We start from the raw sequence: 21,039 nt of genomic DNA, 5'->3' as shown, positions 1-21,039 counted from the left end.
GCAGCAACGAAAGGCCGGATCTCGATCCGGCCTTTTTATTTGCCCGCGCCGAACGGTGCCATGGGCTCAGCGCCTTGGCTGATGCCTGATCGGCGATCATCTGGACAATCACCGGGCCTTCGGTCACGATCCCGCCGCTGTCGAGGCCCAGCGCAGGGACCTGACCCTGAGTCCAGCTTCAACTAATCCTCTCCGTTTTCGAGCTTCCTGGCCCGAGTCCACCTTGATCAGCTCATAGGGCAGGCCCGCTTCCAGGGGCGCGATGTGGGGAGCAGGGGCAGGGCGCCGGGCGAATAATCCAGTTTCATGGAATTTCCTTCTCGTGACGGCTTGGTCGAGACGAAAGAACGACTACATGCACCTGCATTGAATAGCAAGATTGATGCAGGTGCATCGAGTGGGGTAAAGAGCGTGCGACGAGCTTGAGCGGGACCATGAAACGCAAACCATCGACCGAGGCGACTTCGGCCTGGATCCGTCTGATGCGGGTGCAGAGCCGCGTGCTCGATTGCGTCGAGCAGGACCTGAAGAAGGCGGGGTTCCCGCCGCTGGCCTGGTACGACGCGCTGCTTGAACTGTCCCGCGCCCCTTCCGGCGAGCTGCGGCCGGTGGAGCTCGAACGCCAGATGCTGATTCCGCAATACTCGACCTCGCGGCTGATCGACCGCCTGGTCGACGAAGGCCTCGCCTCGCGGCGCGAATGCAAGATCGACAAGCGCGGCCAGTTCGTCGAGATCACCGAAGCCGGCCGCGAGTTGCAGAAGCGGATGTGGGGGGCCTATTCGGCGGCAATCGAGAAATATGTCGGTTCGAAGCTGTCGGATGCCGACGCCGTCAAGCTCAGCACGCTGCTCGATCGCCTGGGCTGCTCGTGCGGCGAGATGAAATTGCCGCCCGTCGCCAACGTCAACGAAAGCACACCGTCGCGATGATCGCGGCAAGCCAGCACGTCCGCGCGCCCGGTGGGTTCGCGGACCCTCCCCGTCACCCGCGCGCGTTCGGTCGAAGCGCTTTTGATTAGAGTTTGATATGGCGCGAGACCAGATCGACATGACTCCACTGCAATCGCGCGACGAGCTCGTCGCGTGGTTCGAGGCCGGCTGCAAGCCGCCCTCCGAATGGCGGATGGGCACCGAGCACGAGAAGACGCCGTTCACGCTCGAGGGGCACCGTCCCGTGCCGTACGAGGGCGCGCGCGGCATCGGCGCGCTGCTCGAGGGCATGAAGCTCCTGCTCGGGTGGGAGCCGATCATGGAGCAGGGCAACATCATCGGCCTCTACGACGTCACCGGCGGCGGTGCCATCTCGCTCGAGCCCGGCGGACAGTTCGAGCTTTCCGGCGCCCCGGTCGAGAACGTGCACCAGACCCAGAGCGAACTGATGGCGCATCTGGCGCAGGTGCGCGAGATCGCAACCCCGCTCGGCATCGGCTTCCTCGGGCTCGGCATGACGCCATCCTGGTCGCGTGCGGACATCCCGGTGATGCCCAAGGGCCGCTATAAGATCATGACCAATTACATGCCGAAGGTCGGTCAATACGGCCTCGACATGATGTACCGGACCTGCACGGTGCAGACCAATCTCGACTTCTCCTCCGAAGCCGACATGGTCAAGAAGCTGCGCGTCTCGCTCGCGCTCCAGCCGGTCGCGACCGCCTTGTTCGCCAATTCGCCGTTCACAGAGGGCAAGCCGAACGGCTTCCTCTCCTTCCGCTCCGAGATATGGCGCGACACCGACAATGCCCGTGCGGGCATGATGCCCTGGGCGTTCGAGGACGGCATGGGGTTCGAGCGCTATGTCGACTACGCGCTCGACGTGCCCATGTATTTCGTCAAGCGCGGCGAGCACTATATCGACGTATCGGGCTCCTCGTTCCGCGCCTTCTTCGACGGCCGCAACAACAATCTTCCCGGTGAGCGTCCGACGCTGTCGGACTGGGCCAACCACCTCTCGACGATCTTCCCGGAGGTCCGGCTCAAGCGCTATCTCGAGATGCGTGGCTCCGACGGCGGCCCGTGGGGCCGGTTGCCGGCGTTGTCGGCGTTCTGGGTCGGGCTGCTCTATGACGATGCCTCGCTCGATGCCGCCTGGGAGATCGTGAAGCACTGGACCGCGCATGAGCGCCAAGCCCTGCGCGACGACGTGCCGCGCTTCGGCTTCAAGTCGCGGATCAAGGATCGCTATCTCTTCGAGATCGCCAAAGAGTGCCTCGTTCTGTCGCATGCCGGCCTGCGCCGGCGTGGCCGGATCGACCAGCTCGGCCGCGATGAGACCCGGCATCTGGAGCCGCTCGATCGCATCATCGATTCCGGCCGAACCCCGGCCGAGGAGATGCTCGACAAGTTTAATGGTCCCTGGAAGGGCTCGGTGGAACCAGCCTACGCGGAATACGCTTTCTAGATCAGGGCCAACGACGGGGATTTGAGCCGTTCATCGGCCGTACAGGTTTGCGGCGATCAAATGATCGGCTGAAAAAATCTGAGCGTCGTCAATAACTCGAAAGCTGTTCCGATGGGGAAGGGCCGCCTGCGCGGTGTCATCGCAAAGGTCCTGGCAAGCGTCGCGGCATGCGCCGCGCTGCTGTCGCTCGCGGTCGCGAGCGTGCCGGCGCGGGCTCAGACGGCGTTCGACCGCCCGGGTGGCGATTATTTCAGCACGCCGGTCACCTCAGGCGATCCCGAGGATTGCGCGCTGCTGTGCGAGCGCGACCGCCGCTGCCGCTCCTGGAGCTTCAACTATCCGGATGTGGAAGGCGGCTCGGCCGTCTGCTGGCTCAAGAACACGGTGCCGGCACGCGTTCCCGGCAGTTGCTGCATCTCCGGCGTGCGCGGTGCCGGCGTGATCGAGCCGCGCGTCGAGGGCGTGGAAACGTCGATCGATCGCCCGGGCGGAGATCTGCGCAATTTCGAGCTCAAGAGCGGTGACGGCGAGGACGCCTGCAAGGCCGCCTGCACTGCCGACAACAAATGCCGCGCCTTCACCTATGCCCGGCCCGGCTATACCGGGCGGGAGGCGCGCTGCTTCCTGAAGAAGGAAATCAAGCCGCCGCGGCGGAAGGCGGGGTTTACGTCGGGCGTGGTGAGATAGGTCTATGCCCCGGACGCAGGTGGCGTAGGGTGGGCAAAGGCGCAAAGCGCCGTGCCCACCATCCCTCCGCAGTCGCCACGAGAAGTGGTGGGCACGCTTCGCTTTGCCCACCCAACGACCTCTCACTCCGCCGCAATCACCGTGATTTCCGGCCACAGCGCCTTCCATCGCGCAGCCTTCGCCGCGTAATTCGCGGCGGAAAAGTTCAGCGCCCGATTGGGCCGCACGATCAGTTTCGCGACGTCGTCGAGTCCGTGCGGCGCATAGACCTCGAAATCATTGTCGGCAGGTCGGATGCCCAGCTGTGTATTCTCCGTGAGGAAGCGGTCGATACCGTCGGTCGAGCGCGTCAACGGCGGATAGGGAAGACCGTGCTTGTCGGGGTACCACAGATGCACGCGAGCCTGGTTGCGGATCTCGACCTTGACGCCGAGGTGCGCGAGCCGCGCATGCAGGGTGCGGATCACCGCGTCCTCCGCCCCCCACGACGTGTCGGCATCGAAATAGAACACGTCGTAATCGGCGATGCCGTAATCGATCGGGCGTCCCGTGAGCGCGTTCCACACCGACTGCACCAGGCAACCTGCGACCAGCCACGCATCCGGCAGCGCCAGCCGGCGCAGCTCATCGATGATCGCGGCGTTGACGGGATTTTGCAGGGCGAGAGCGAGGAATTCGTCGCGTGTCATCGGAAATCGTAGGGTAGGCAAAGGCGCGCTCTTCGCGCGCCGTGCCCACCATCACACTACGCCAGGACACGGTCGACGCTTCATTCAATGCACGGCGGTGAAGAACCGCGCGAGCCTGAAGCCGGAGAGCCAGGTCCACACCGGCTGACTGCGCATGCCGAGATCCCAGGAGCCGAGCACGGCATCCGCACGGCCGACCAGATTGTCGATCGGCAACAGGCCGACGCCGCCGGAGCGCAGCGGCACGCGGCTGTCGGCGGAATTGTCCCTGTTGTCGCCGAGCACGAAGAGGTGGCCTGGCGGCACCGTCATTTCCGGCGTGTTGTCGAGCGGGCCGTTGTCGCGCATCTTGAAAATCAGGTGCGAGACGCCGTTCGGCAGCGTCTCGACATAGCGATAGGCCGGTTCGGTGCCGCCATTGTCGTCTTCGGCAGCGCCAACGCCATCCGGCTTCAGCTCGGCGGGACGGTCGTTGATGAAGAGCTGGCCCTGCCGCATCTGGATGCGGTCGCCAGGCAGGCCGACGACGCGCTTGACCCAGGCTTGCGAGCGATCGCCGGGCCAACGGAACACGACGACGTCGCCGAGCTTTGGCGTCTCCGCGAACACGCGGCCGGTCTCAGGCAGGTTGATCTGGATCGGCAGCGACGACGTGCCGTAGCCATAGGGGAATTTCGAGGCGAGCAGCGCATCGCCGATCAGCAGCGTCGGCTCCATCGAGCCCGACGGCACGTAGAACGGCTCGGCGAGTGCGCCCTTGGCGATGAACACGGCGGCGACGATGCCGGCGAGCTGCACCAACTGACCGCCCCAGCCGCTGCTCTTTCGTTTGGGGGTGACAGTGACCTTTTCTTCCACGCTCATGCGCCCGTCCCGCCCACCGTGATGCGCTCCATCAGAAGCGACGGCTGGCCGACGCCGACAGGCACGCCCTGGCCGTTCTTGCCGCAGGTGCCGATGCCGGTGTCGAGCGCGAGGTCGTTGCCGATCATGCGGATGCGGTGCAGGTCGGTCGGCCCGTTGCCGATCAGCATGGCGCCCTTGAGCGGCGCGCCGATCTTGCCGTTCTCGATCTTGTAGGCCTCGGTGCACTGGAACACGTATTTGCCCGAAGTGATGTCGACCTGGCCGCCGCCGAAATTCGCGGCGAACACGCCGTTCTTCACCGAGGCGAGAATCTCGGCAGGATCGCGGTCGCCCGCGAGCATGTAGGTGTTGGTCATGCGCGGCATCGGCACGTGGGCGTAGCCCTGGCGACGGCCGTTGCCGGTCGGCTTCATGTTCATCAGGCGCGCGTTCTGGCGGTCCTGCATGTAGCCGACCAGGATGCCGTCCTCGATCAGCACGGTCCGGTTGGTAGGGGTACCCTCGTCGTCGATCGACAGCGAGCCGCGGCGCGAGGCGATGGTGCCGTCGTCGACGACGGTGACGCCCTTGGCCGCGACCTGCTGGCCCATCAGGCCGGCGAAGGCAGAGGTCTTCTTGCGATTGAAATCGCCTTCGAGGCCGTGGCCAACCGCTTCATGCAGCATCACGCCGGGCCAGCCGGCCCCTAACACGACGTCCATTTCGCCGGCCGGAGCCGGAATCGATTCCAGATTGACCAGGGCCTCGCGCAGCGCGCCGTCGGCAGCGTCGCGCCAGTTCTTGCTCTCGATGAATTCGGCATAGCCGGCGCGGCCGCCATAGCCCTTGCTGCCGCTCTCCTGGCGGTCGCCTTGGCCGGCGACGACCGAAATATTGACGCGCACAAGCGGGCGGATGTCGCGATAGCTCTCGCCGTCCGGCCGCAGGATCTCGACCACCTGCCAGGTCGCGCCCAAGCTGACGCTGACCTGCCGCACGCGCGGATCCTTGTCACGCAAATATGCGTCGATCTCGGCGAGCAGCTTGACCTTGGTCTCGAAGCCCGGCGCATCCAGCGGATTATCGTCGCCATAGAGGCGGACGTTGGTATGCGCTGGCGGGGCGGCAAAGCTGCCGGAATAGCCGCCGCGAACGGCCGCGACGGCATCGGCGGCGCGAATCAGCGCCGGCAGCGAGACGTCGGAAGAATGCGCATAGCCGACGGCGTCGTCCTTGACGGCGCGAAGCCCAAAGCCCTGCGAGGTGTCGTAGGTCGCCTGCTTCAGCCGCCCATTGTCGAACATCAGCGCTTCGGTCTGGCTGTACTCCAGGAACAATTCGCCGTCGTCGGCACCAGCGAGGCCGCGCGCGACCTCGTTGCGAACCTGGTCGCGGTCGAGATTGGCACGGTCGAGCAGGGAGGTCGTGGCAGGGTTGGTCATGCGTCCGTCCATTAGCGGGGGATGTGGGGCAAGATAATGGTTTCGGACCGGTTCCGCGAGGGCGACAAGCCTCACATTACGGAAACAATAGGATCGCTCACCGGCGGTCAGGCCTCCTACGGCAGCTTGTCGTAGCCCTCGCCGAGCCCGTTCAGGCTGAGCGGGAAGCCGATGCCTTCTTCCGGCGTCTCGAAGATGATGAAGGTCGCGGTCTTGGCGCTGCGGAGCTGGCCGAGCAGCTTGTCGTCCATCACGACCTCGGCAACGCAGCCGTTGGGCAGGCAGCGAACGAATCCGGCGCGGCCGACGTCCTGGTTGTCGAGCTTGAGACCGAGGCCGGAGGGCAGGAGCACGCCGAGCGGGGCGACCACGCGCATCAGGCGGCTCTTCTGGTCGGCGGTCTTCAGCACGATGACGGTCAGTCCGGCATTGGAGCGGTCCTCCGCCACCACGCTCTGGATCAGGGCGCATTGCTCGCTCTGGGCGCCCGGCGGGGTGTCACAGCGGATCTGCCAGTCGCCGTGGACGGAGCGCACCGCGCCCTGCGCATGGGCAAGGCCCGGCAGCGCCAGGGCAGCGATTGCCGCCAGCACTGCGGCCAGCATCGTGGGGCCGCCAGCCCGCCTTGCCGTGCATCTCGAAAGCCCCATCGGGTCGGTCCCTCTGCTCGCCTGGGTCGCTCGCGCCCGGCGGAGTGATACGGGAATGACGGCGTCTTGAAGGCAATTCCCAAGCAAATTCCGCGCCGCCGCGCACCGCCATCGCCCGCACGAATCAGCTTTCTGCGCGGCTGTCTGCCAGTGCCTACCGCGGGCAATTCCGCTGTCAAGCCGCAGCATGCCGGGAAACGGTATTTTTGTCTGATGTTACTAGGGAATATCTTGCGGGTGACGCGTGGCCGATGAGGCCCAAGACTGCATTGCGATAGATCAAGAATTATGGTTTGAGAGGCTTGATTTCGGCGTTCTAGCGATCTGGCCCCAGTTCCTCTTAGAGGTATTCTTGCGCGGCGGTTTGTCAGGCGGGCGGATCGAATAAGCGTTTCCCGCAACTTCAGGGGAATGCATTCGGGGTGATTTCGTAAGGGGAGCGCGAACGGCATGAGGATGTCGATGGGCCGGATGGGCCGGCAGTTGCTGGGATTGGCCGTGGCGGGTCTGACGCTGGCGACGGGCGGCGCGGCTTATGCCGAACTCGGGCAACCGAAGCCCTGGGAATGGACGCTTCAGGAGTCCGGCTCCCCGGTGATGGACAACATCGTCTGGTTCCACAACTTTCTGTTCGTGCTGATCACCTTGATCACGCTGTTCGTTCTCGCGCTGCTCGTGATCGTGGTCGTCAAGTTCAATGCGAAGGCCAATCCGGTGCCGTCGCGGACCACGCACCACACGTTGATCGAGGTGGTGTGGACCCTGGTTCCGGTGCTGATCCTGGTCGGTATCGCGGTGCCGTCGTTCCGCCTCCTGTTCCTCGAGCTCGACATTCCCAAGGCGGACCTGACCATCAAGGCGACCGGCAAGCAGTGGTACTGGTCTTATGCCTATCCGGATAACGGCAAGTTCGAGTTCGACTCGCTGATGGCCCAGGACAAGCAGCCCCGGCTGCTCGGCGTCGACAATGAGATGGTCGTGCCGGTGAACAAGGTGGTTCGTGTCCAGGTTACCGGCGCAGACGTCATCCACGCCTTTGCGCTGCCGGCTTTCGGCGTCAAGATCGACGCCATTCCGGGCCGGCTGAACGAGACCTGGTTCAAGGCCACCAAGACCGGCATGTATTACGGCCAGTGCTCGGAATTGTGCGGCAAGGATCACGCCTTCATGCCGATCGCGATCCGCGTGGTCGACGACCAGGAGTTCGCCTCCTGGGTCGAGGCGGCGAAGAAGAAATATGCGAGCGGCGGCACCAGCACCTACGCCTCCGCGGCCGGCCCGACGCAGTAAGCGCCGGGCGGAGGCTCTAGGGACTGAAGGCGCCATGAAGGGCGGGACCGCATCAGGTCCGAACGGGACGCAAGGCAGGATTTGAAAATGGCAACGAGCGCAGCGGCACACGGCGATCACGCGCATGACCACGAGCACGCCCATCCGACCGGATGGCGGCGCTACGTCTATTCGACCAATCACAAGGACATCGGCACGATGTACCTGATCTTCGCGGTCGTCGCGGGCATCATCGGTGCCGCGATGTCGATCGCGATCCGGGCCGAGCTGATGTATCCGGGCGTGCAGATCTTCCACGAGGCGCACACCTACAACGTCTTCGTGACCTCGCACGGCCTGATCATGATCTTCTTCATGGTCATGCCCGCGATGATCGGCGGTTTCGGCAATTGGTTCGTGCCGCTGATGATCGGCGCGCCCGACATGGCGTTCCCGCGCATGAACAACATCTCGTTCTGGCTGCTGCCGGCCTCCTTCGCGCTGCTGCTGATGTCGACCTTCGTCGAGGGTGAGCCGGGCGCCAACGGCGTCGGCGCCGGCTGGACCATGTATGTGCCGCTGTCGAGCTCCGGTCATCCGGGCCCGGCCGTCGACTTCGCGATCCTGTCGCTGCATCTGGCGGGCGCCTCGTCGATCCTCGGCGCCATCAACTTCATCACCACCATCTTCAACATGCGTGCGCCCGGCATGACCTTGCACAAGATGCCGCTGTTCGTGTGGTCGATCCTGGTGACCGTGTTCCTGCTGCTGTTGTCGCTGCCGGTGCTCGCCGGTGCGATCACCATGCTGCTCACCGACCGCAATTTCCACACGACGTTCTTCGCGCCCGAGGGCGGCGGCGATCCGGTGCTGTTCCAGCATTTGTTCTGGTTCTTCGGTCACCCCGAAGTGTACATCCTGATCCTGCCGGGCTTCGGCATGGTCAGCCAGATCGTCTCGACCTTCTCGCGCAAGCCCGTGTTCGGCTATCTCGGCATGGCCTACGCCATGGTCGCGATCGGCGGCATCGGCTTCGTGGTGTGGGCGCACCACATGTACACGGTCGGCATGTCTTCGGCGACGCAGGCCTATTTCGTCGCCGCCACCATGGTGATCGCGGTCCCGACCGGCGTGAAGATCTTCTCCTGGATCGCCACGATGTGGGGCGGCTCGATCGAATTCCGCGCGCCCATGATCTGGGCGGTCGGCTTCATCTTCCTGTTCACGGTCGGCGGCGTCACCGGCGTCGTGCTGGCGAATGCGGGCGTCGACCGCGTGCTCCAGGAGACCTACTACGTCGTCGCGCACTTCCACTACGTGCTGTCGCTCGGCGCCGTGTTCGCGATCTTCGCCGGCTGGTACTACTGGTTCCCGAAGATGTCGGGCTACATGTACAATGAAGGGCTGGCCAAGCTGCACTTCTGGGTCACCTTCATTGGCGTCAACCTGGTGTTCTTCCCGCAGCACTTCCTCGGCCTGTCGGGCATGCCGCGCCGCTATGTCGACTATCCCGATGCGTTCGCGGGCTGGAACCTGATCTCGTCGCTCGGCTCCTACATCTCCGGCTTCGGCGTCCTGATCTTCCTCTATTGCGTGCTCGACGCCTTCATGAAGAAGGTGCCGGCGGGCGACAATCCGTGGGGTGCAGGTGCCACCACGCTGGAGTGGACGCTGTCTTCACCGCCGCCCTTCCATCAGTTCGAAGTGCTGCCCCGCGTGCAGTAAGCCATCCTCCGCGGCGCCTTGACGGGCGCCGCGGCTCTATCACGAAGCGAGTTGAATTAAGTGTCCGTCCTCGACCACCACGCCATCGACATCAATCCCCGCATCTCCGAAGGGGAGGTCGGCGATTACATCGCGCTGCTCAAGCCGCGGGTGATGTCGCTGGTGATCTTCACCGCGCTGGTCGGGATGGCGATGGCACCCGGACATTTCCACTGGGTGCTGGCGATCACCTCGCTGCTCTGCATCGCGGTCGGTGCCGGCGCCTCGGGCGCGCTCAACATGGCGCTCGAAGGCGACATCGACGCCAAGATGTCGCGCACCGCGAACCGGCCGATCCCGCGCGGCCGCATCACCCGGCCCGAAGCCATGGCGTTCGGCCTGACGCTCGCCTTCTTCTCGGTGATGACGCTTGGCATCCTCGTCAACTGGATCGCAGGCGGCCTGCTCGCCTTCACCATCTTCTTCTACGTCGTGATCTACACGATGTGGCTGAAGCGCTGGACTGCGCAGAACATCGTGATCGGCGGCGCCGCCGGCGCGCTGCCGCCGGTGGTGGCCTGGGCCGCGGTGACGGGCACGGTCGACGTCGAGCCGCTGCTGCTGTTCGCCATCATCTTCTTCTGGACGCCGCCGCATTTCTGGGCGCTGGCGCTGTTCCGCTCCGACGATTATGCGCGCGCCGGCATTCCGATGCTGCCGAACGTCGCTGGCCCCGATGCGACGCGCCTTCAGATCCTGCTCTACACCATCGTGCTGATCGCGGTCGCCGCGGCGCCCTGGGCGCTCGGCTATTTCGATGCCGTCTACGGCATCGTCTCGCTCATCCTCGGCGCCGGCATGCTGGTGCTCGCGATCAACGTCTACATGCGCCGCGAGCGCAGCCAGTCGCTGCGTGCGACCCGCAAGCTGTTTGCCTTCTCGATCCTGTACCTGTTCGCGCTGTTCGCGACCCTGCTGGCCGAGGTCGTGTTCCGGGCGCTTGCTCCGGTGGCATGGGGCGCATGAGGCAGGAATGGCCGACAAACCCGAGCCAGATGGAATCGTCCTCACCGAGGCGCAGCGGAAGAGCCGTCGTCAGCGCTCCATTGCCATCGCGCTGGCGCTTGGCGTGCTCGTGGTGCTGTTCTTCGCCGTCACCATGGTCAAGGGACCGGCGGTGCTAGTGCGGCCGATGTAGGAAACATGAATCACGAACCGACCATATCGCAGGACGTCAGCGCCAAGCCGGCACATCGTAAGCCGGCCAAGGGCCGTGGCCTCGGCCGTGATGTGGTGGTCGCTTCCATCTGCGGCGGCGTGGTGGCGCTGATGGTCGGCGCCTCCTACGCGGCGGTGCCGTTCTACAATTGGTTCTGCCGCGCCACCGGCTTCAACGGCACCACCCAGGTCGCGACCTCCGCGCCGGCCACCGGCCCGATCGCGCGCAAGATCCTGGTGCGTTTCGATTCCAACATCGCGCCCGGTCTGCCCTGGAAGTTCGAGCCGGAGCAGACCGAGATCGAGGTCAATATCGGGCAGGTCACGACCGTCTACTACACCGTGACCAACCAAGCCGCGCGCACCACTGCGGGGCAGGCCGCCTACAACGTCGCGCCGCTGACGGTCGGGGCCTACTTCCAGAAGATCAACTGCTTCTGCTTCACCGAGCAGACCATGGCGCCGGGCGAGAAGCGGGAGATGCCGGTCGTGTTCTACGTCGATCCATCGATCGCCGATGACCACGAGAACGACACCCTGAACACGATCACGCTGTCCTACACCTTCTATCCGGTGAAGGATCCGGTGGTGAAGCCGCTGGCGTCGGGCGAGGGCGACAAGCGCAAGGGAAATCTCTGATCGACGGGGCTCGCGCCCGGTCGGTTGGACACGAGGGGATAAGTGCCTGATAGGCACCGGATTGAGGAGAGAGACCGCAATGGCAACGGCGCACACCAAGCATCACGACTACCATCTGGTCGATCCCTCGCCGTGGCCGGCCGTCGGCTCGTTGTCGGCCTTCATCATGGCGCTCGGCGCGGTCGCCTGGATGCACCACATGTTCTCGGCCGCACCGATCGTGTTCGGCGTCGGCACCGTCGGTGTGCTCTACACCATGGCGAGCTGGTGGGCCGACGTGATCAAGGAAGCCCAGTACAAGGGCGACCACACCCGCGTCGTTCAGCTGCATCACCGCTACGGCATGATCCTGTTCATCGCCTCCGAGGTGATGTTCTTCGTGGCCTGGTTCTGGGCCTATTTCAATGCCGCGTTGTTCCCGGCCGACGCCGTTCACGCCACGCGCGATGCGGTGTTCGGTTGCGGCCTCGGCACCCAGGCGGGCGCCTGCTCCGTCCCCGGCACCTGGCCGCCCAAGGGCATCGAGACCTTCGATCCCTGGCACCTGCCGCTCCTGAACACGCTGATCCTGCTCACCTCCGGCACCACCGTGACCTGGGCGCACCACGCGCTGCTCGAGAACGATCGCCAGGGCTTGAAATATGGCCTGATCCTCACCGTCGTGCTCGGCGCGCTGTTCACCTGCGTGCAGGCCTATGAGTACAGCCACGCCGCGTTCTCGTTCGGCGGCAACGTCTATGGTGCGACCTTCTTCATGGCGACCGGCTTCCATGGCTTCCACGTGCTGGTCGGCACCATCTTCCTGCTGGTCTGCCTGTTCCGCGTCTATGCTGGCCACTTCACGCCGAAGCAACATCTCGGTTTCGAGTTCGCCGCCTGGTACTGGCACTTCGTCGACGTGGTCTGGCTGTTCCTGTTCCTCTGCATCTACGTTTGGGGACACGGCGCCGAGACCATGGCCCACGGCGCGCACTGAGCTCCGCAAGACAGATGATCAGAAAGGGCGGCCCCAAGGCCGCCCTTTCGCTTTTCGGCTGCCGGAAGCTTCGGCGGAAACTGTGATAGAGTTTGCCTGCATGAACGACACAGCTGCCCCATCCGAGTCCGAGACCACGGTCCTGCAAAGCGCGCTGCGCGGACTCGCCTGCAAATGCCCACGCTGCGGCGAGGGCAAGCTCTATGCAGGCTTCCTGACGCTCGCGCCGCGCTGCGACCGCTGCGATCTCGACTACGCGTTCATCGATACCGGTGACGGCCCGGCGATCTTCATCATCATGCTGGCCGGTGCCATCGTGGTCGGCTGCGCGCTCGTCGTCGAGGTCAAGTATCAGCCGCCGTTCTGGCTGCATGCGTTGCTCTGGCTGCCGCTGATCCTCACAACCACGCTGTTGCCGTTGCGCGCGATGAAGTCGCTGCTGATCGCGCTGCAATTCCATCACAAGGCGGCGCCCGGCCGGCTCGTCGATCGCGCGAAATGAACGGGACTGTGCGCAAGCCCCCCGTGGCCGGCTTCGCGCTGTTCACGCTGTTCCTGACGGCCGTCTTCGTCGCACTCGGCGTCTGGCAGTTGCAGCGCCGAACGGCCAAGCACGACCTGATCGCGGCGCTCACCGAGCGTCTGGCACTGGCCCCCGTCGCGCTGCCGCCGGCGTCGCAATGGGCTACTCTGAATCCCGCGCGCGATGAATTCCGCCGCGTCAGCTTCACGGCGGTCTACGCAGCCCTGCCCGATGCGATGGTCTATTCCTCCGGCTCGGCCGTGCGCAAGGACGCCTCCGGCCCCGGCACCTGGGCATTCCTGCCGGCGCGGCTTCCGAGCGGCGAGATGGTCGTGATCGATGCCGGCTTCGTCGAGAATACGATGCAGGATCGCAGCGTCGAGGACCGCGCGGTGAAGAAGCTCGTCACGGGGCAACCGGTGGAACTCACCGGCTATCTGCGCTTTTCCGAGGCGCCGGGATGGCTGACGCCGGCGGAGAACCGCGACAAGCGGCTGTGGTTCGTGCGCGATCATCTGGCAATTGCGCGTGCGCTCGGTTGGGGCGCGGTTGCGCCGTTCTACGTCGATCTCGAGCGCCCGGTGCCCGAGAACGGTATTCCGCGTCCCGGCCCGCTCGACGTACATCTGAAAGACGATCACCTGCAATACGCGATCACCTGGTTCACGCTCGCAGCCGCTGTGTTGATCGCTTTTGCGGTGTGGTTGCGAGGGCGGCGGCAAAGCGGAACGCATCCGTAGATATCCCGACGGAACCCGGTATCGCCCGGGCTTTACCGTTCAGCCCACATTCACGAGTGTGGTCCTAAGCCGCGATGGATGGTCCGCGGCAGAGGATTGCGGCGTGAGCGATTTTGATCAGATGGGACTTGTCGTCGATTGGGTGGATGCCTGCCGCCAGGGCGACCTCGCGATGCTGCTCGACCTCTATGCTGACAATGCTGAGCTGGAATGCACCTGCAACGGCAGGCACCGCTATCACGGCCGCAGCGAGCTCGAAGCCTATTGGCAGCCGCGGCTCAGCACCTTCTCGTCGGCGGGCTTCGGGCTGGAGGAGATCCACCCCGTGCTCCACGGCGTCGATCTCGAATATTCCGTCGCCGGAGCTCTGCGCATCCGCGCGTCGTTTCGCTTCAGCTCGGAGGGCAAGATTCGCAGCACGATATGCGAGCCGGCGCTGCAAGATGCGCATGACGGTTGCGCGTGTTAGCCCGATGACGCTGCGTCCCGTGTCGCCTGCATCGGCAAACGACATCGCACATAGGTTCGTTCGTGCGCACGCAGCAGTGACAGCGATCCGCTGAGCGCGCGCACGCGCTCATGCATGCCAGTCAGGCCACGGCCAAAGACGTTGTCTGGGGGAAAGCCGCCGCCGTCGTCGGAGATCTCGACGACGAGCGTGCCCTCGACGACCACGGCCTGCACCTGGACATTGTTGGCCTCGGCATGGCGCAGCACGTTGGTCAGCGCCTCCTGAATCACGCGATAGACGGTCTGGGCCAGCGGTCCGCCGATCGCGTTGAGACCGGGATCGATCGTGTCCGTCAGGCCGATATGCGGTGCCTGCTTGTGAAAATTCCGGAGCAGCGTCTGCACGCTGGTCTCAAGACCGAGGTCCTCGATATAGAGCGGCCGCAGCCGGTCGAGGATACGGCGGTTGGTGTGCTGAAGCGCTTCGACCGATTGCAGCACATCCTGCGCAGACTTGCCGAGATTTCCCGCAGGCCGTGCGGCCTCGATGAGCGCGATCGTGCCGGCGCGGATGCTGAACAGAAGAGGCCCAAGCTCGTCGTGCAGCTCGCGGGCGAGATCGCGCCGCTCGTCGTCCTGGAGCGAAACCAGGCGGTGCATCAGGTCGCGATTGTCCTGACTGAGTTGCGCCAGTGTCGCTGCCAGCGCATTGGCTTCCTCGCAGCTTCGCCGGATCTCCGGCGGTCCTCCGACCGGGATCGGCCTTGCGTAGTCGCCGCGCCGCATCCGCGTGAGACCTTCGCCAAGATGTTGCAGGGGGCGGAGGGCCGAACCAGCGAAGGCATAGGCAACTGTGCCGGTGAGCACCATCAGGACAGCGACCAGGCTCGTCAGCGCAAGGAAGCCGATCCACTTCTCGAACAGGTCGGCCGACATGTCCGGGAAGAACACGATATCGCCGACATGTTTACCGTCAATGACGACCGGAAACGCCGCTTCCATTTCTGGTATGGTGATGAGGTTGACGAACCATTGCGGAACCGTCTTCAGGCTGCGCAAATCCTTCGGAGCGGGCGGAGGACCTCCCTCCATGCGGCGGAATTGGATATCCGTGGAGGCGTCCAAGGACTGAACGAATGCATCGAGGATCTTTTGTGGATCGTCCGATGCGCGCAGAGTGTTGTTGAGCGCGGCGGCGATGGTCTGGATCGAACGTCGAGCCGGCTCATGCTCGTCAGCCAGCTGTTTTGTTGCAAATGTTTGCAGCAATATGCCGCCCAGGATCAGGGCCGAGAGAAGGCCCGCGCCGAGCGGAAGAAACAGTTGCGTCCTGAATGAAAGTCGCCGCCACATTAGGTCAATTCTAACGCGCATCAGGGGAATTTTCTCTTTCCATTTGTTCCCGCCGGTCTATGAGTCGAAAAACACGAGAGCGCGCGATGCAAGATACCGCCAAACCCGCGACCCGGGTCCTGATCGTCGACGACCATCCGGTGGTGCTGTCCGGTTGCCGCACCCTGTTCGCGTCCGACCACTCGATTCGGATCGACGAGGCGACCGACGCCAAATCCGGGCATCGTGCCTATGTCAGCAAGCGGCCTGACGTCACCGTGATCGACATCAGCCTGCCCGATGTCTCCGGCTTCGAGCTGATGCGGCGCATCCGCAAGGACGATCCGGACGCCAAGATCATCATGTTCAGCATGAACGACGATCCGGCCTTCGTGGTGCGGGCGGTCGAGCTTGGAGCCCAGGGCTATGTCTCCAAGGGCGACGACCCCAGGATCCTGCTGAAGGCGGTGCGCAAGGTGGTCGCGGGCGACAATTTCATCTCGCCGCAGCTTGCGGAAGCCGTGACGTTTTCCGGCGCGGCGATCAAGGCCAATCCAGCCTCGCAGATGACGCCGCGGGAACTCGAGATTCTCCGCCTGCTCGGACGCGGCGACAAGATCGTCGAGGTCGCGGAAGCGCTCGGCATCTCCTACAAGACCGTCGCGAACACCACGTCGCTGCTCAAGCAGAAATTAGGGGCCAAGAACCATTCCGACCTGATCCGGATCGCCGTGGAAATCGGGATGAACTGACCTGCCGCCGACGAGCGAGCCGGCTGCTCGGGACGCAGCGGCTCGGTCGACGGATCGGCGTCGCCATCGGCCGGGCAATGCATGGACGATGGCGGGCACCATCCGCCGACCCAATGGGTAGCCACGGCCTTCGTTCCTCATGGAGCTCGTGCTTCAGGAAGAAGCGGTAATTTGAGGCGTGCTATGCCTAAGCCCGCAGGCGACGGAGCCGGCTTCGCCGGGAAAAACTGGAACATCTTGCGCTGCCTGCCGTTTTGGCTCTTGACGATCCAACGACGGCAGTCGAAAGCTCGGACGAACAGTTTCAAACGGGGGCAGGAACCCCGAACGAGGCAAACCGGTCTGCACACAACGACAGACCTTCCAAGAGAAGGGCTGCGGCAACGCCGCAGCCCTTTTTCATCGCGCCAAGTAGCGATGGGGAAGCGGTTTCCCGATGCCGCAAAACGCTTTATGGTGGCCGAAGGCCTCTGGCTCGTAACAAGTAATTTCGTAAGATCAAAGGCTTAGCGGGCGAGTCTGGCTCGGGCGGCCTTTGGAGGGCAGTTTGACTCGTTATATCTCGACCCGGGGCGAAGCCCCCGAACTCGGCTTCTGCGACGTGATGCTGACCGGGCTCGCCCGTGACGGTGGCCTGTATGTGCCGGCCACCTGGCCGCAGCTTTCCGCCGAGACGATCGCCGGCTTCTTCGGCCGTCCCTATTGGGAGGTCGCGGTCGACGTGATTCGCCCCTTTGCCGGCGGAGAGATTTCGGACGCCGAGCTCGGCCGCATGGCCAACGAGGCCTATGCCACCTTCCGCCATCCGGCCGTGGTGCCGCTGCGGCAGATGTCGCCACACCAGTTCGTGCTCGAGTTGTTCCACGGGCCGACGCTCGCCTTCAAAGACGTGGCGATGCAGCTGATCTCGCGGCTGATGGATCACGTGCTCGCCAAGCGCGGCCAGCGTACCACCATCGTGGTCGCAACGTCCGGCGACACCGGCGGTGCCGCGGTCGATGCCTTCGCGGGCCTCGAGAATGTCGATCTGATCGTGCTGTTCCCGCACGGCCGCATCTCCGAGGTGCAGCGGCGGATGATGACCACGACGGGCGCAGGCAATGTGCACGCGCTCGCCATCGAAGGCAATTTCGACGATTGCCAGGCGCTGGTGAAGGGGATGTTCAACAATCATCGCTTTCGCGATGCGACCTCGCTCTCCGGCGTCAACTCGATCAACTGGGCGCGCATCGTCGCCCAGGTCGTCTACTATTTCACCTCGGCCGTTGCGGTCGGCGCCCCGGCGCGCGCGGTGGATTTCGTGGTGCCGACCGGCAATTTTGGTGACATCTTTGCCGGCTATGTCGCCAAGCGCATGGGGCTGCCGGTGCGGACCCTGCGCATCGCCGCCAACGTCAACGACATCCTGGCCCGCACGCTCAAGACCGGCATCTACGAGGTGCGCGAGGTGCATGCCACGGCGTCCCCGTCGATGGACATCCAGATCTCCTCGAATTTCGAGCGGCTGCTGTTCGAGGCCGGCCGGCGCGATGCGGCGGGCGTGCGCCGCCTGATGGAACAGCTGAAGCAGTCCGGTCGCTTCGTGCTGCCCGATGCGACGTTGGCGGCGATCCGCGAGGAGTTCGACGCAGGGCGCGCCGACGAGACCGAAACCGCGGCGGCGATCCGCGCTGCCTGGCGCGAGGCAGGCGAGCTGGTGGATCCCCATACAGCGGTTGCGCTCGCGGTCGCCGACCGCGACACCACCGACACGGCGGTGCCGAACATCGTGCTCTCCACGGCCCATCCGGCCAAATTCCCCGACGCAGTCGAGGCGGCCTGCGGCCAGCGGCCGCAACTACCCGCTTGGCTTGACGGATTGATGACCAAATCCGAGCACATGAAGGTGGTGAAGAACGATCAGGCTGAGGTCGAGCGGTTCGTGCTGTCGGTCAGCCGCGCCGCAAAGCAGGGAGTTGCCGGATGAGCGTCGAGATTTCCAAGCTTGCCTCCGGCCTGACCGTCGTCACCGACAAGATGCCCCATCTCGAGACCGCAGCGCTCGGGGTGTGGGCCGGCGTCGGGGGGCGTGACGAGAAGCCGAACGAGCACGGCATCTCGCATCTGCTCGAACACATGGCATTCAAGGGAACGACCACGCGCTCCTCGCGCGAGATCGTGGAGGAGATCGAGGCGGTGGGCGGCGACCTCAATGCCGGCACCTCGACCGAGACCACGTCCTATTACGCTCGGGTGCTGAAGGCCGACGTGCCGCTCGCGCTCGACGTGCTCGCCGACATTCTCGCCAATCCTGCCTTCGAGCCGGACGAGCTGGAGCGCGAGAAGAACGTCATCGTGCAGGAGATCGGGGCAGCGCAGGACACGCCCGACGACGTCGTGTTCGAGCATCTCAACGAGCTCTGCTATCCCGACCAGCCGATGGGCCGCTCGCTGCTGGGTACGGCCAAGACGCTGCGCGGCTTCAACCGCGACATGCTGCGCGGCTATCTGTCGACGCATTATCGCGGGCCCGACATGGTGGTGGCCGCCGCGGGCGCGGTCGACCACAGCCAGGTGGTTGCCGAGGTCGAGAAGCGTTTTGCGAGCTTCGAGGCGACGCCGGGACCCAAGCCGCAATCGGCCCAGTTCGGCAAGGGAGGCGCCAAGGTGGTTCACCGCGAGCTCGAGCAGGCGCATCTGACGCTGGCGCTCGAAGGGGTGCCGCAGACCGACCCCTCCCTGTTCTCGCTGCAGGTCTTCACCAACATCCTCGGCGGCGGGATGTCGTCGCGGCTGTTCCAGGAGGTGCGCGAGAAGCGCGGCCTCTGCTACTCCATCTACACCTTCCACGCGCCCTACACCGACACCGGCTTCTTCGGCCTCTACACCGGCACCGATCCCGCCGACGCGCCGGAGATGATGGAGGTCGTGGTCGACGTCATGAATGATTCGGTGGAGACGCTGACCGAGGCCGAGATCGCGCGGGCCAAGGCGCAGATGAAGGCCGGCCTCTTGATGGCGCTGGAGAGCTGCTCGTCCCGTGCCGAGCAGCTCGCCCGCCATGTGCTCGCCTATGGCCGACCGCAGACGGTGCAGGAGCTGGTGGCCCGGATCGAAGCCGTCAGCGTCGAATCGACCCGGGATGCGGCACGCGCGCTGCTTTCGCGCAGCCGCCCTGCGGTTGTCGCATTGGGCAGCGGCAGGGGTCTGGACACGGCGGTGTCTTTTGCGGAAGGATTGACCCGGGCGCGCGCCAAGGCGCGACTGCATTAGGAGTCGCCAAGGGCGCCCGCGCCGGGAAGCATCACCATGGCTCTCTTTCGCCTGCCTTCCAGTGGACCCGCCGCCCTCGCGCCGCGCGGCAACGGGCTGCTGCTGCGCGCCCCGCAGATGTCGGACTTCCTGCAATGGGCCCATTTGCGCGAAAGCAGCCGCGATTACCTCACCCCCTGGGAGCCGATCTGGCCGTCGGACGATCTCACCCGGTCCGGCTTCCGCCGCCGCCTGCGCCGCTATTCCGAGGACATCGCCGCGGACCGTTCCTATCCGTTTCTGATCTTTCGCGAGCTCGACGGTGCCATGATCGGCGGCATCACGCTGGCCAATGTCCGCCGTGGCATCGTGCAGGCCGGCACGATCGGCTACTGGGTCGGGCAGCCTCACGCCCATCGCGGCTACATGACGGCTGCGCTGCGGGTGCTGCTGCCGACGCTGTTCGGCGAGCTCAACCTGCATCGCGTCGAGGCCGCCTGTATTCCCACCAATGCGCCGTCGATCCGGGTGCTGGAGAAGTGTGGCTTCTCCCGCGAAGGGCTGGCGCGCCGCTATCTGTGCATCAACGGGATCTGGCAGGACCACCTCCTGTTCGGCCTGCTGCATGAGGACTTCCGCGGCTGAGCCGCCCGATTGGTGCGGCCAAGTCCCCCTTTTTGCTGCCTTGGGTTCGCCGATTTTGGCGATATAACCCGCATGCCCCGGCTGGCGATCGGGCCGGACAATGTCATGGAGTACGGGCGTCGATGGTGCAGGAGCTTCGGTCATCGCGGAATACGTTGCGGCGGGGGACGGCGATCGCGCTGGCATTGTCGATTGGGCTCGCCTCTGTCTCGCCGGTGGCGGCTCAGTCACTGACCGACCGCTTCAAGAGCCTGTTTGGCGGCAAGTCCGACGAGCCGAGCCCGCCGAAGCCGCCGCCCGCGCCCGGCCAGCCACCCGAAGACGAGGTCGATTGCCCGCAGGTCACCGTGCGTGCCGGCGCCTCGACCTACGCCGTCGGCGCCTCAGGCAAGCCCGCCGTCGGCAATGAGATTCGCTTCCAGGCCTCGATCACCAAGATGGCGCGAGAATGTTCGCGCAGCAGCGCGGGCATCACGGCCCGGATCGGCATCCAGGGCCGCGTGATTGCCGGCCCCGCCGGCGCGCCGGCGACCGTCGAGGTGCCCTTGCGCATCGCCGTGGTGCAGGGCGGCGTCGGCGAGAAGGTGATTGCCTCGAAAGCTTATCGGACCACGGTCGAGATGTCCGAGGGCGGCAGCGTGCCCTTCACCTTCGTGATCGAGGATATGACCTATCCGGAGCCCGCGCCGGCGGTCGCCGATAGCTACATCTTCTATGTCGGCTTCGACCCGCAGGCCCTCTCGCCCGAGCCGAAGGGGCGGAAGAAGAAGTAACGCACAGCCTCGTGCCCCGGACGCGGCGCAGCGCGCGGCTCTGCGGCGCGTCATTTCATGCCGCACCGCGTCC

The 21,039-nt window shown here is 65.0% G+C and carries 23 protein-coding genes and 1 pseudogene; 18 read left to right on the top strand and 6 right to left on the bottom strand.

The annotated features are described in order from the left end of the window. Positions 1 to 34: 34 nt before the first annotated feature. Positions 35 to 308: pseudogene (locus SE91_RS37945) on the bottom strand (glutathione S-transferase family protein); the annotation flags it as partial. Positions 309 to 434: 126 nt separating this feature from the next. Between SE91_RS37945 and SE91_RS33170 the strand changes: the two are divergent. The 3 genes from SE91_RS33170 (at position 435) to SE91_RS33160 (ending at position 3,087) form a co-directional block, all read left to right on the top strand. Further along, positions 435 to 932, top strand: coding sequence for a MarR family winged helix-turn-helix transcriptional regulator (locus SE91_RS33170; RefSeq protein ID WP_008541225.1), 498 nt, complete (start codon positions 435 to 437; stop codon positions 930 to 932). A 97-nt stretch (positions 933 to 1,029) separates the two neighbouring features. Beyond that, positions 1,030 to 2,400, top strand: coding sequence for a glutamate--cysteine ligase (locus SE91_RS33165; protein WP_061850637.1), 1,371 nt, complete (start codon positions 1,030 to 1,032; stop codon positions 2,398 to 2,400). 111 nt (positions 2,401 to 2,511) lie between these two features. Further along, positions 2,512 to 3,087 (top strand): PAN domain-containing protein, encoded by a 576-nt coding sequence (locus SE91_RS33160; RefSeq protein WP_061850636.1) that lies wholly within the window; start codon positions 2,512 to 2,514, stop codon positions 3,085 to 3,087. A gap of 122 nt (positions 3,088 to 3,209) precedes the next feature. Here the strand turns inward: SE91_RS33160 and SE91_RS33155 are convergent, their stop codons facing one another. From SE91_RS33155 to SE91_RS33140, 4 genes are all read right to left on the bottom strand, one after another. Continuing rightward, the gene (locus SE91_RS33155) at positions 3,210 to 3,776 is read right to left on the bottom strand and encodes a nucleotidyltransferase family protein (RefSeq protein ID WP_061850635.1); all 567 of its coding nucleotides are present in this window, start codon (positions 3,774 to 3,776) and stop codon (positions 3,210 to 3,212) included. A gap of 84 nt (positions 3,777 to 3,860) precedes the next feature. Continuing rightward, positions 3,861 to 4,640 carry a signal peptidase I gene (lepB, locus tag SE91_RS33150; protein WP_060737281.1) on the bottom strand — a complete coding sequence of 260 codons (780 nt, stop codon included), beginning with the start codon at positions 4,638 to 4,640 and terminating at the stop codon, positions 3,861 to 3,863. Beyond that, complete coding sequence (tldD, locus tag SE91_RS33145; protein WP_008541242.1) at positions 4,637 to 6,064, bottom strand: metalloprotease TldD; 1,428 nt, start codon at positions 6,062 to 6,064, stop codon at positions 4,637 to 4,639. The genes lepB and tldD overlap by 4 nt, the downstream gene beginning before the upstream one ends. A 116-nt stretch (positions 6,065 to 6,180) precedes the next feature. After that, a complete protein-coding gene (locus SE91_RS33140; protein ID WP_061850634.1) occupies positions 6,181 to 6,714 on the bottom strand; it encodes an invasion associated locus B family protein in 534 nt (177 codons plus the stop codon). 450 nt (positions 6,715 to 7,164) lie between these two features. On the opposite strand from SE91_RS33140, the gene coxB reads away from it, so the two are divergent. The 9 genes from coxB to SE91_RS33095 all read left to right on the top strand — a co-directional run bounded on the left by coxB (position 7,165) and on the right by SE91_RS33095 (position 14,252). Beyond that, a complete protein-coding gene (gene coxB / locus SE91_RS33135; protein WP_008541246.1) occupies positions 7,165 to 8,004 on the top strand; it encodes a cytochrome c oxidase subunit II in 840 nt (279 codons plus the stop codon). Between the two features lie 87 nt (positions 8,005 to 8,091). Further along, positions 8,092 to 9,708, top strand: coding sequence for a cytochrome c oxidase subunit I (gene ctaD / locus SE91_RS33130; protein ID WP_008541248.1), 1,617 nt, complete (start codon positions 8,092 to 8,094; stop codon positions 9,706 to 9,708). Between the two features lie 60 nt (positions 9,709 to 9,768). Then, complete coding sequence (locus SE91_RS33125) at positions 9,769 to 10,713, top strand: heme o synthase (protein ID WP_061850633.1); 945 nt, start codon at positions 9,769 to 9,771, stop codon at positions 10,711 to 10,713. A gap of 7 nt (positions 10,714 to 10,720) precedes the next feature. After that, positions 10,721 to 10,885: a cytochrome c oxidase system small membrane protein gene (locus tag SE91_RS33120; protein WP_060737279.1), complete on the top strand. Its 165-nt coding sequence runs from the start codon at positions 10,721 to 10,723 to the stop codon at positions 10,883 to 10,885. A 5-nt stretch (positions 10,886 to 10,890) separates the two neighbouring features. After that, entirely contained in the window at positions 10,891 to 11,544 is a 654-nt protein-coding gene (locus SE91_RS33115) for a cytochrome c oxidase assembly protein (protein WP_061850632.1), read from the top strand. 79 nt (positions 11,545 to 11,623) lie between these two features. Next, positions 11,624 to 12,520 carry a cytochrome c oxidase subunit 3 gene (locus tag SE91_RS33110; protein WP_061850631.1) on the top strand — a complete coding sequence of 299 codons (897 nt, stop codon included), beginning with the start codon at positions 11,624 to 11,626 and terminating at the stop codon, positions 12,518 to 12,520. A 100-nt stretch (positions 12,521 to 12,620) separates the two neighbouring features. Next, positions 12,621 to 13,022 carry a DUF983 domain-containing protein gene (locus tag SE91_RS33105; protein WP_061850630.1) on the top strand — a complete coding sequence of 134 codons (402 nt, stop codon included), beginning with the start codon at positions 12,621 to 12,623 and terminating at the stop codon, positions 13,020 to 13,022. Further along, complete coding sequence (locus SE91_RS33100) at positions 13,019 to 13,783, top strand: SURF1 family protein (RefSeq protein WP_061850629.1); 765 nt, start codon at positions 13,019 to 13,021, stop codon at positions 13,781 to 13,783. Before SE91_RS33105 ends, SE91_RS33100 begins: the two co-directional genes overlap by 4 nt. Positions 13,784 to 13,886: 103 nt before the next feature. Continuing rightward, positions 13,887 to 14,252, top strand: coding sequence for a nuclear transport factor 2 family protein (locus tag SE91_RS33095; protein WP_060737275.1), 366 nt, complete (start codon positions 13,887 to 13,889; stop codon positions 14,250 to 14,252). On the opposite strand, the gene SE91_RS33090 is transcribed toward SE91_RS33095, so the two are convergent. Then, entirely contained in the window at positions 14,249 to 15,325 is a 1,077-nt protein-coding gene (locus SE91_RS33090; RefSeq protein ID WP_502687165.1) for an ATP-binding protein, read from the bottom strand. The genes SE91_RS33095 and SE91_RS33090 overlap by 4 nt on opposite strands. A 9-nt stretch (positions 15,326 to 15,334) precedes the next feature. On the opposite strand from SE91_RS33090, the gene SE91_RS38360 reads away from it, so the two are divergent. The 6 genes from SE91_RS38360 to SE91_RS33065 all read left to right on the top strand — a co-directional run bounded on the left by SE91_RS38360 (position 15,335) and on the right by SE91_RS33065 (position 20,966). Next, positions 15,335 to 15,571 carry a hypothetical protein gene (locus SE91_RS38360; RefSeq protein ID WP_502687164.1) on the top strand — a complete coding sequence of 79 codons (237 nt, stop codon included), beginning with the start codon at positions 15,335 to 15,337 and terminating at the stop codon, positions 15,569 to 15,571. A gap of 101 nt (positions 15,572 to 15,672) precedes the next feature. After that, complete coding sequence (locus SE91_RS33085) at positions 15,673 to 16,317, top strand: response regulator transcription factor (RefSeq protein ID WP_008541266.1); 645 nt, start codon at positions 15,673 to 15,675, stop codon at positions 16,315 to 16,317. A 547-nt stretch (positions 16,318 to 16,864) separates the two neighbouring features. Continuing rightward, on the top strand, positions 16,865 to 18,283 hold the full coding sequence (gene thrC, locus SE91_RS33080) for a threonine synthase (protein ID WP_008541267.1): 1,419 nt from the start codon (positions 16,865 to 16,867) through the stop codon (positions 18,281 to 18,283). After that, positions 18,280 to 19,569, top strand: a complete 1,290-nt coding sequence (locus SE91_RS33075; RefSeq protein ID WP_060737273.1) for a M16 family metallopeptidase — start codon at positions 18,280 to 18,282, stop codon at positions 19,567 to 19,569. Before thrC ends, SE91_RS33075 begins: the two co-directional genes overlap by 4 nt. A 36-nt stretch (positions 19,570 to 19,605) precedes the next feature. Beyond that, complete coding sequence (locus SE91_RS33070) at positions 19,606 to 20,193, top strand: GNAT family N-acetyltransferase (RefSeq protein ID WP_060737272.1); 588 nt, start codon at positions 19,606 to 19,608, stop codon at positions 20,191 to 20,193. A gap of 122 nt (positions 20,194 to 20,315) precedes the next feature. Next, a complete protein-coding gene (locus SE91_RS33065) occupies positions 20,316 to 20,966 on the top strand; it encodes a hypothetical protein (RefSeq protein WP_060737271.1) in 651 nt (216 codons plus the stop codon). The last annotated feature ends 73 nt before the right edge of the window (positions 20,967 to 21,039 follow it).

It is taken from the genome of Bradyrhizobium sp. DOA1, assembly GCF_001593325.1.
Classification (GTDB): domain Bacteria; phylum Pseudomonadota; class Alphaproteobacteria; order Rhizobiales; family Xanthobacteraceae; genus Bradyrhizobium.
Note: the sequence above shows the minus strand (reverse complement) of the source record. Positions and strands in the feature narration are given on the sequence as shown.

Excerpts from the sequence above, each read along its gene's own strand:
- SE91_RS33170 (WP_008541225.1), top strand. The coding sequence starts at position 435 with ATGAAACGCAAACCATCGACCGAGGCGACTTCGGCCTGGATCCGTCTG.
- SE91_RS33165 (WP_061850637.1), top strand. The coding sequence starts at position 1,030 with ATGGCGCGAGACCAGATCGACATGACTCCACTGCAATCGCGCGACGAG.
- SE91_RS33160 (WP_061850636.1), top strand. The coding sequence starts at position 2,512 with ATGGGGAAGGGCCGCCTGCGCGGTGTCATCGCAAAGGTCCTGGCAAGC.
- SE91_RS33155 (WP_061850635.1), bottom strand. The coding sequence starts at position 3,776 with ATGACACGCGACGAATTCCTCGCTCTCGCCCTGCAAAATCCCGTCAAC.
- lepB (WP_060737281.1), bottom strand. The coding sequence starts at position 4,640 with ATGAGCGTGGAAGAAAAGGTCACTGTCACCCCCAAACGAAAGAGCAGC.
- tldD (WP_008541242.1), bottom strand. The coding sequence starts at position 6,064 with ATGACCAACCCTGCCACGACCTCCCTGCTCGACCGTGCCAATCTCGAC.
- SE91_RS33140 (WP_061850634.1), bottom strand. The coding sequence starts at position 6,714 with ATGGGGCTTTCGAGATGCACGGCAAGGCGGGCTGGCGGCCCCACGATG.
- coxB (WP_008541246.1), top strand. The coding sequence starts at position 7,165 with ATGAGGATGTCGATGGGCCGGATGGGCCGGCAGTTGCTGGGATTGGCC.
- ctaD (WP_008541248.1), top strand. The coding sequence starts at position 8,092 with ATGGCAACGAGCGCAGCGGCACACGGCGATCACGCGCATGACCACGAG.
- SE91_RS33120 (WP_060737279.1), top strand. The coding sequence starts at position 10,721 with ATGGCCGACAAACCCGAGCCAGATGGAATCGTCCTCACCGAGGCGCAG.
- SE91_RS33115 (WP_061850632.1), top strand. The coding sequence starts at position 10,891 with ATGAATCACGAACCGACCATATCGCAGGACGTCAGCGCCAAGCCGGCA.
- SE91_RS33110 (WP_061850631.1), top strand. The coding sequence starts at position 11,624 with ATGGCAACGGCGCACACCAAGCATCACGACTACCATCTGGTCGATCCC.
- SE91_RS33105 (WP_061850630.1), top strand. The coding sequence starts at position 12,621 with ATGAACGACACAGCTGCCCCATCCGAGTCCGAGACCACGGTCCTGCAA.
- SE91_RS33100 (WP_061850629.1), top strand. The coding sequence starts at position 13,019 with ATGAACGGGACTGTGCGCAAGCCCCCCGTGGCCGGCTTCGCGCTGTTC.
- SE91_RS33090 (WP_502687165.1), bottom strand. The coding sequence starts at position 15,325 with ATGGAGGGAGGTCCTCCGCCCGCTCCGAAGGATTTGCGCAGCCTGAAG.
- SE91_RS33085 (WP_008541266.1), top strand. The coding sequence starts at position 15,673 with ATGCAAGATACCGCCAAACCCGCGACCCGGGTCCTGATCGTCGACGAC.
- SE91_RS33075 (WP_060737273.1), top strand. The coding sequence starts at position 18,280 with ATGAGCGTCGAGATTTCCAAGCTTGCCTCCGGCCTGACCGTCGTCACC.
- SE91_RS33070 (WP_060737272.1), top strand. The coding sequence starts at position 19,606 with ATGGCTCTCTTTCGCCTGCCTTCCAGTGGACCCGCCGCCCTCGCGCCG.
- SE91_RS33065 (WP_060737271.1), top strand. The coding sequence starts at position 20,316 with ATGGTGCAGGAGCTTCGGTCATCGCGGAATACGTTGCGGCGGGGGACG.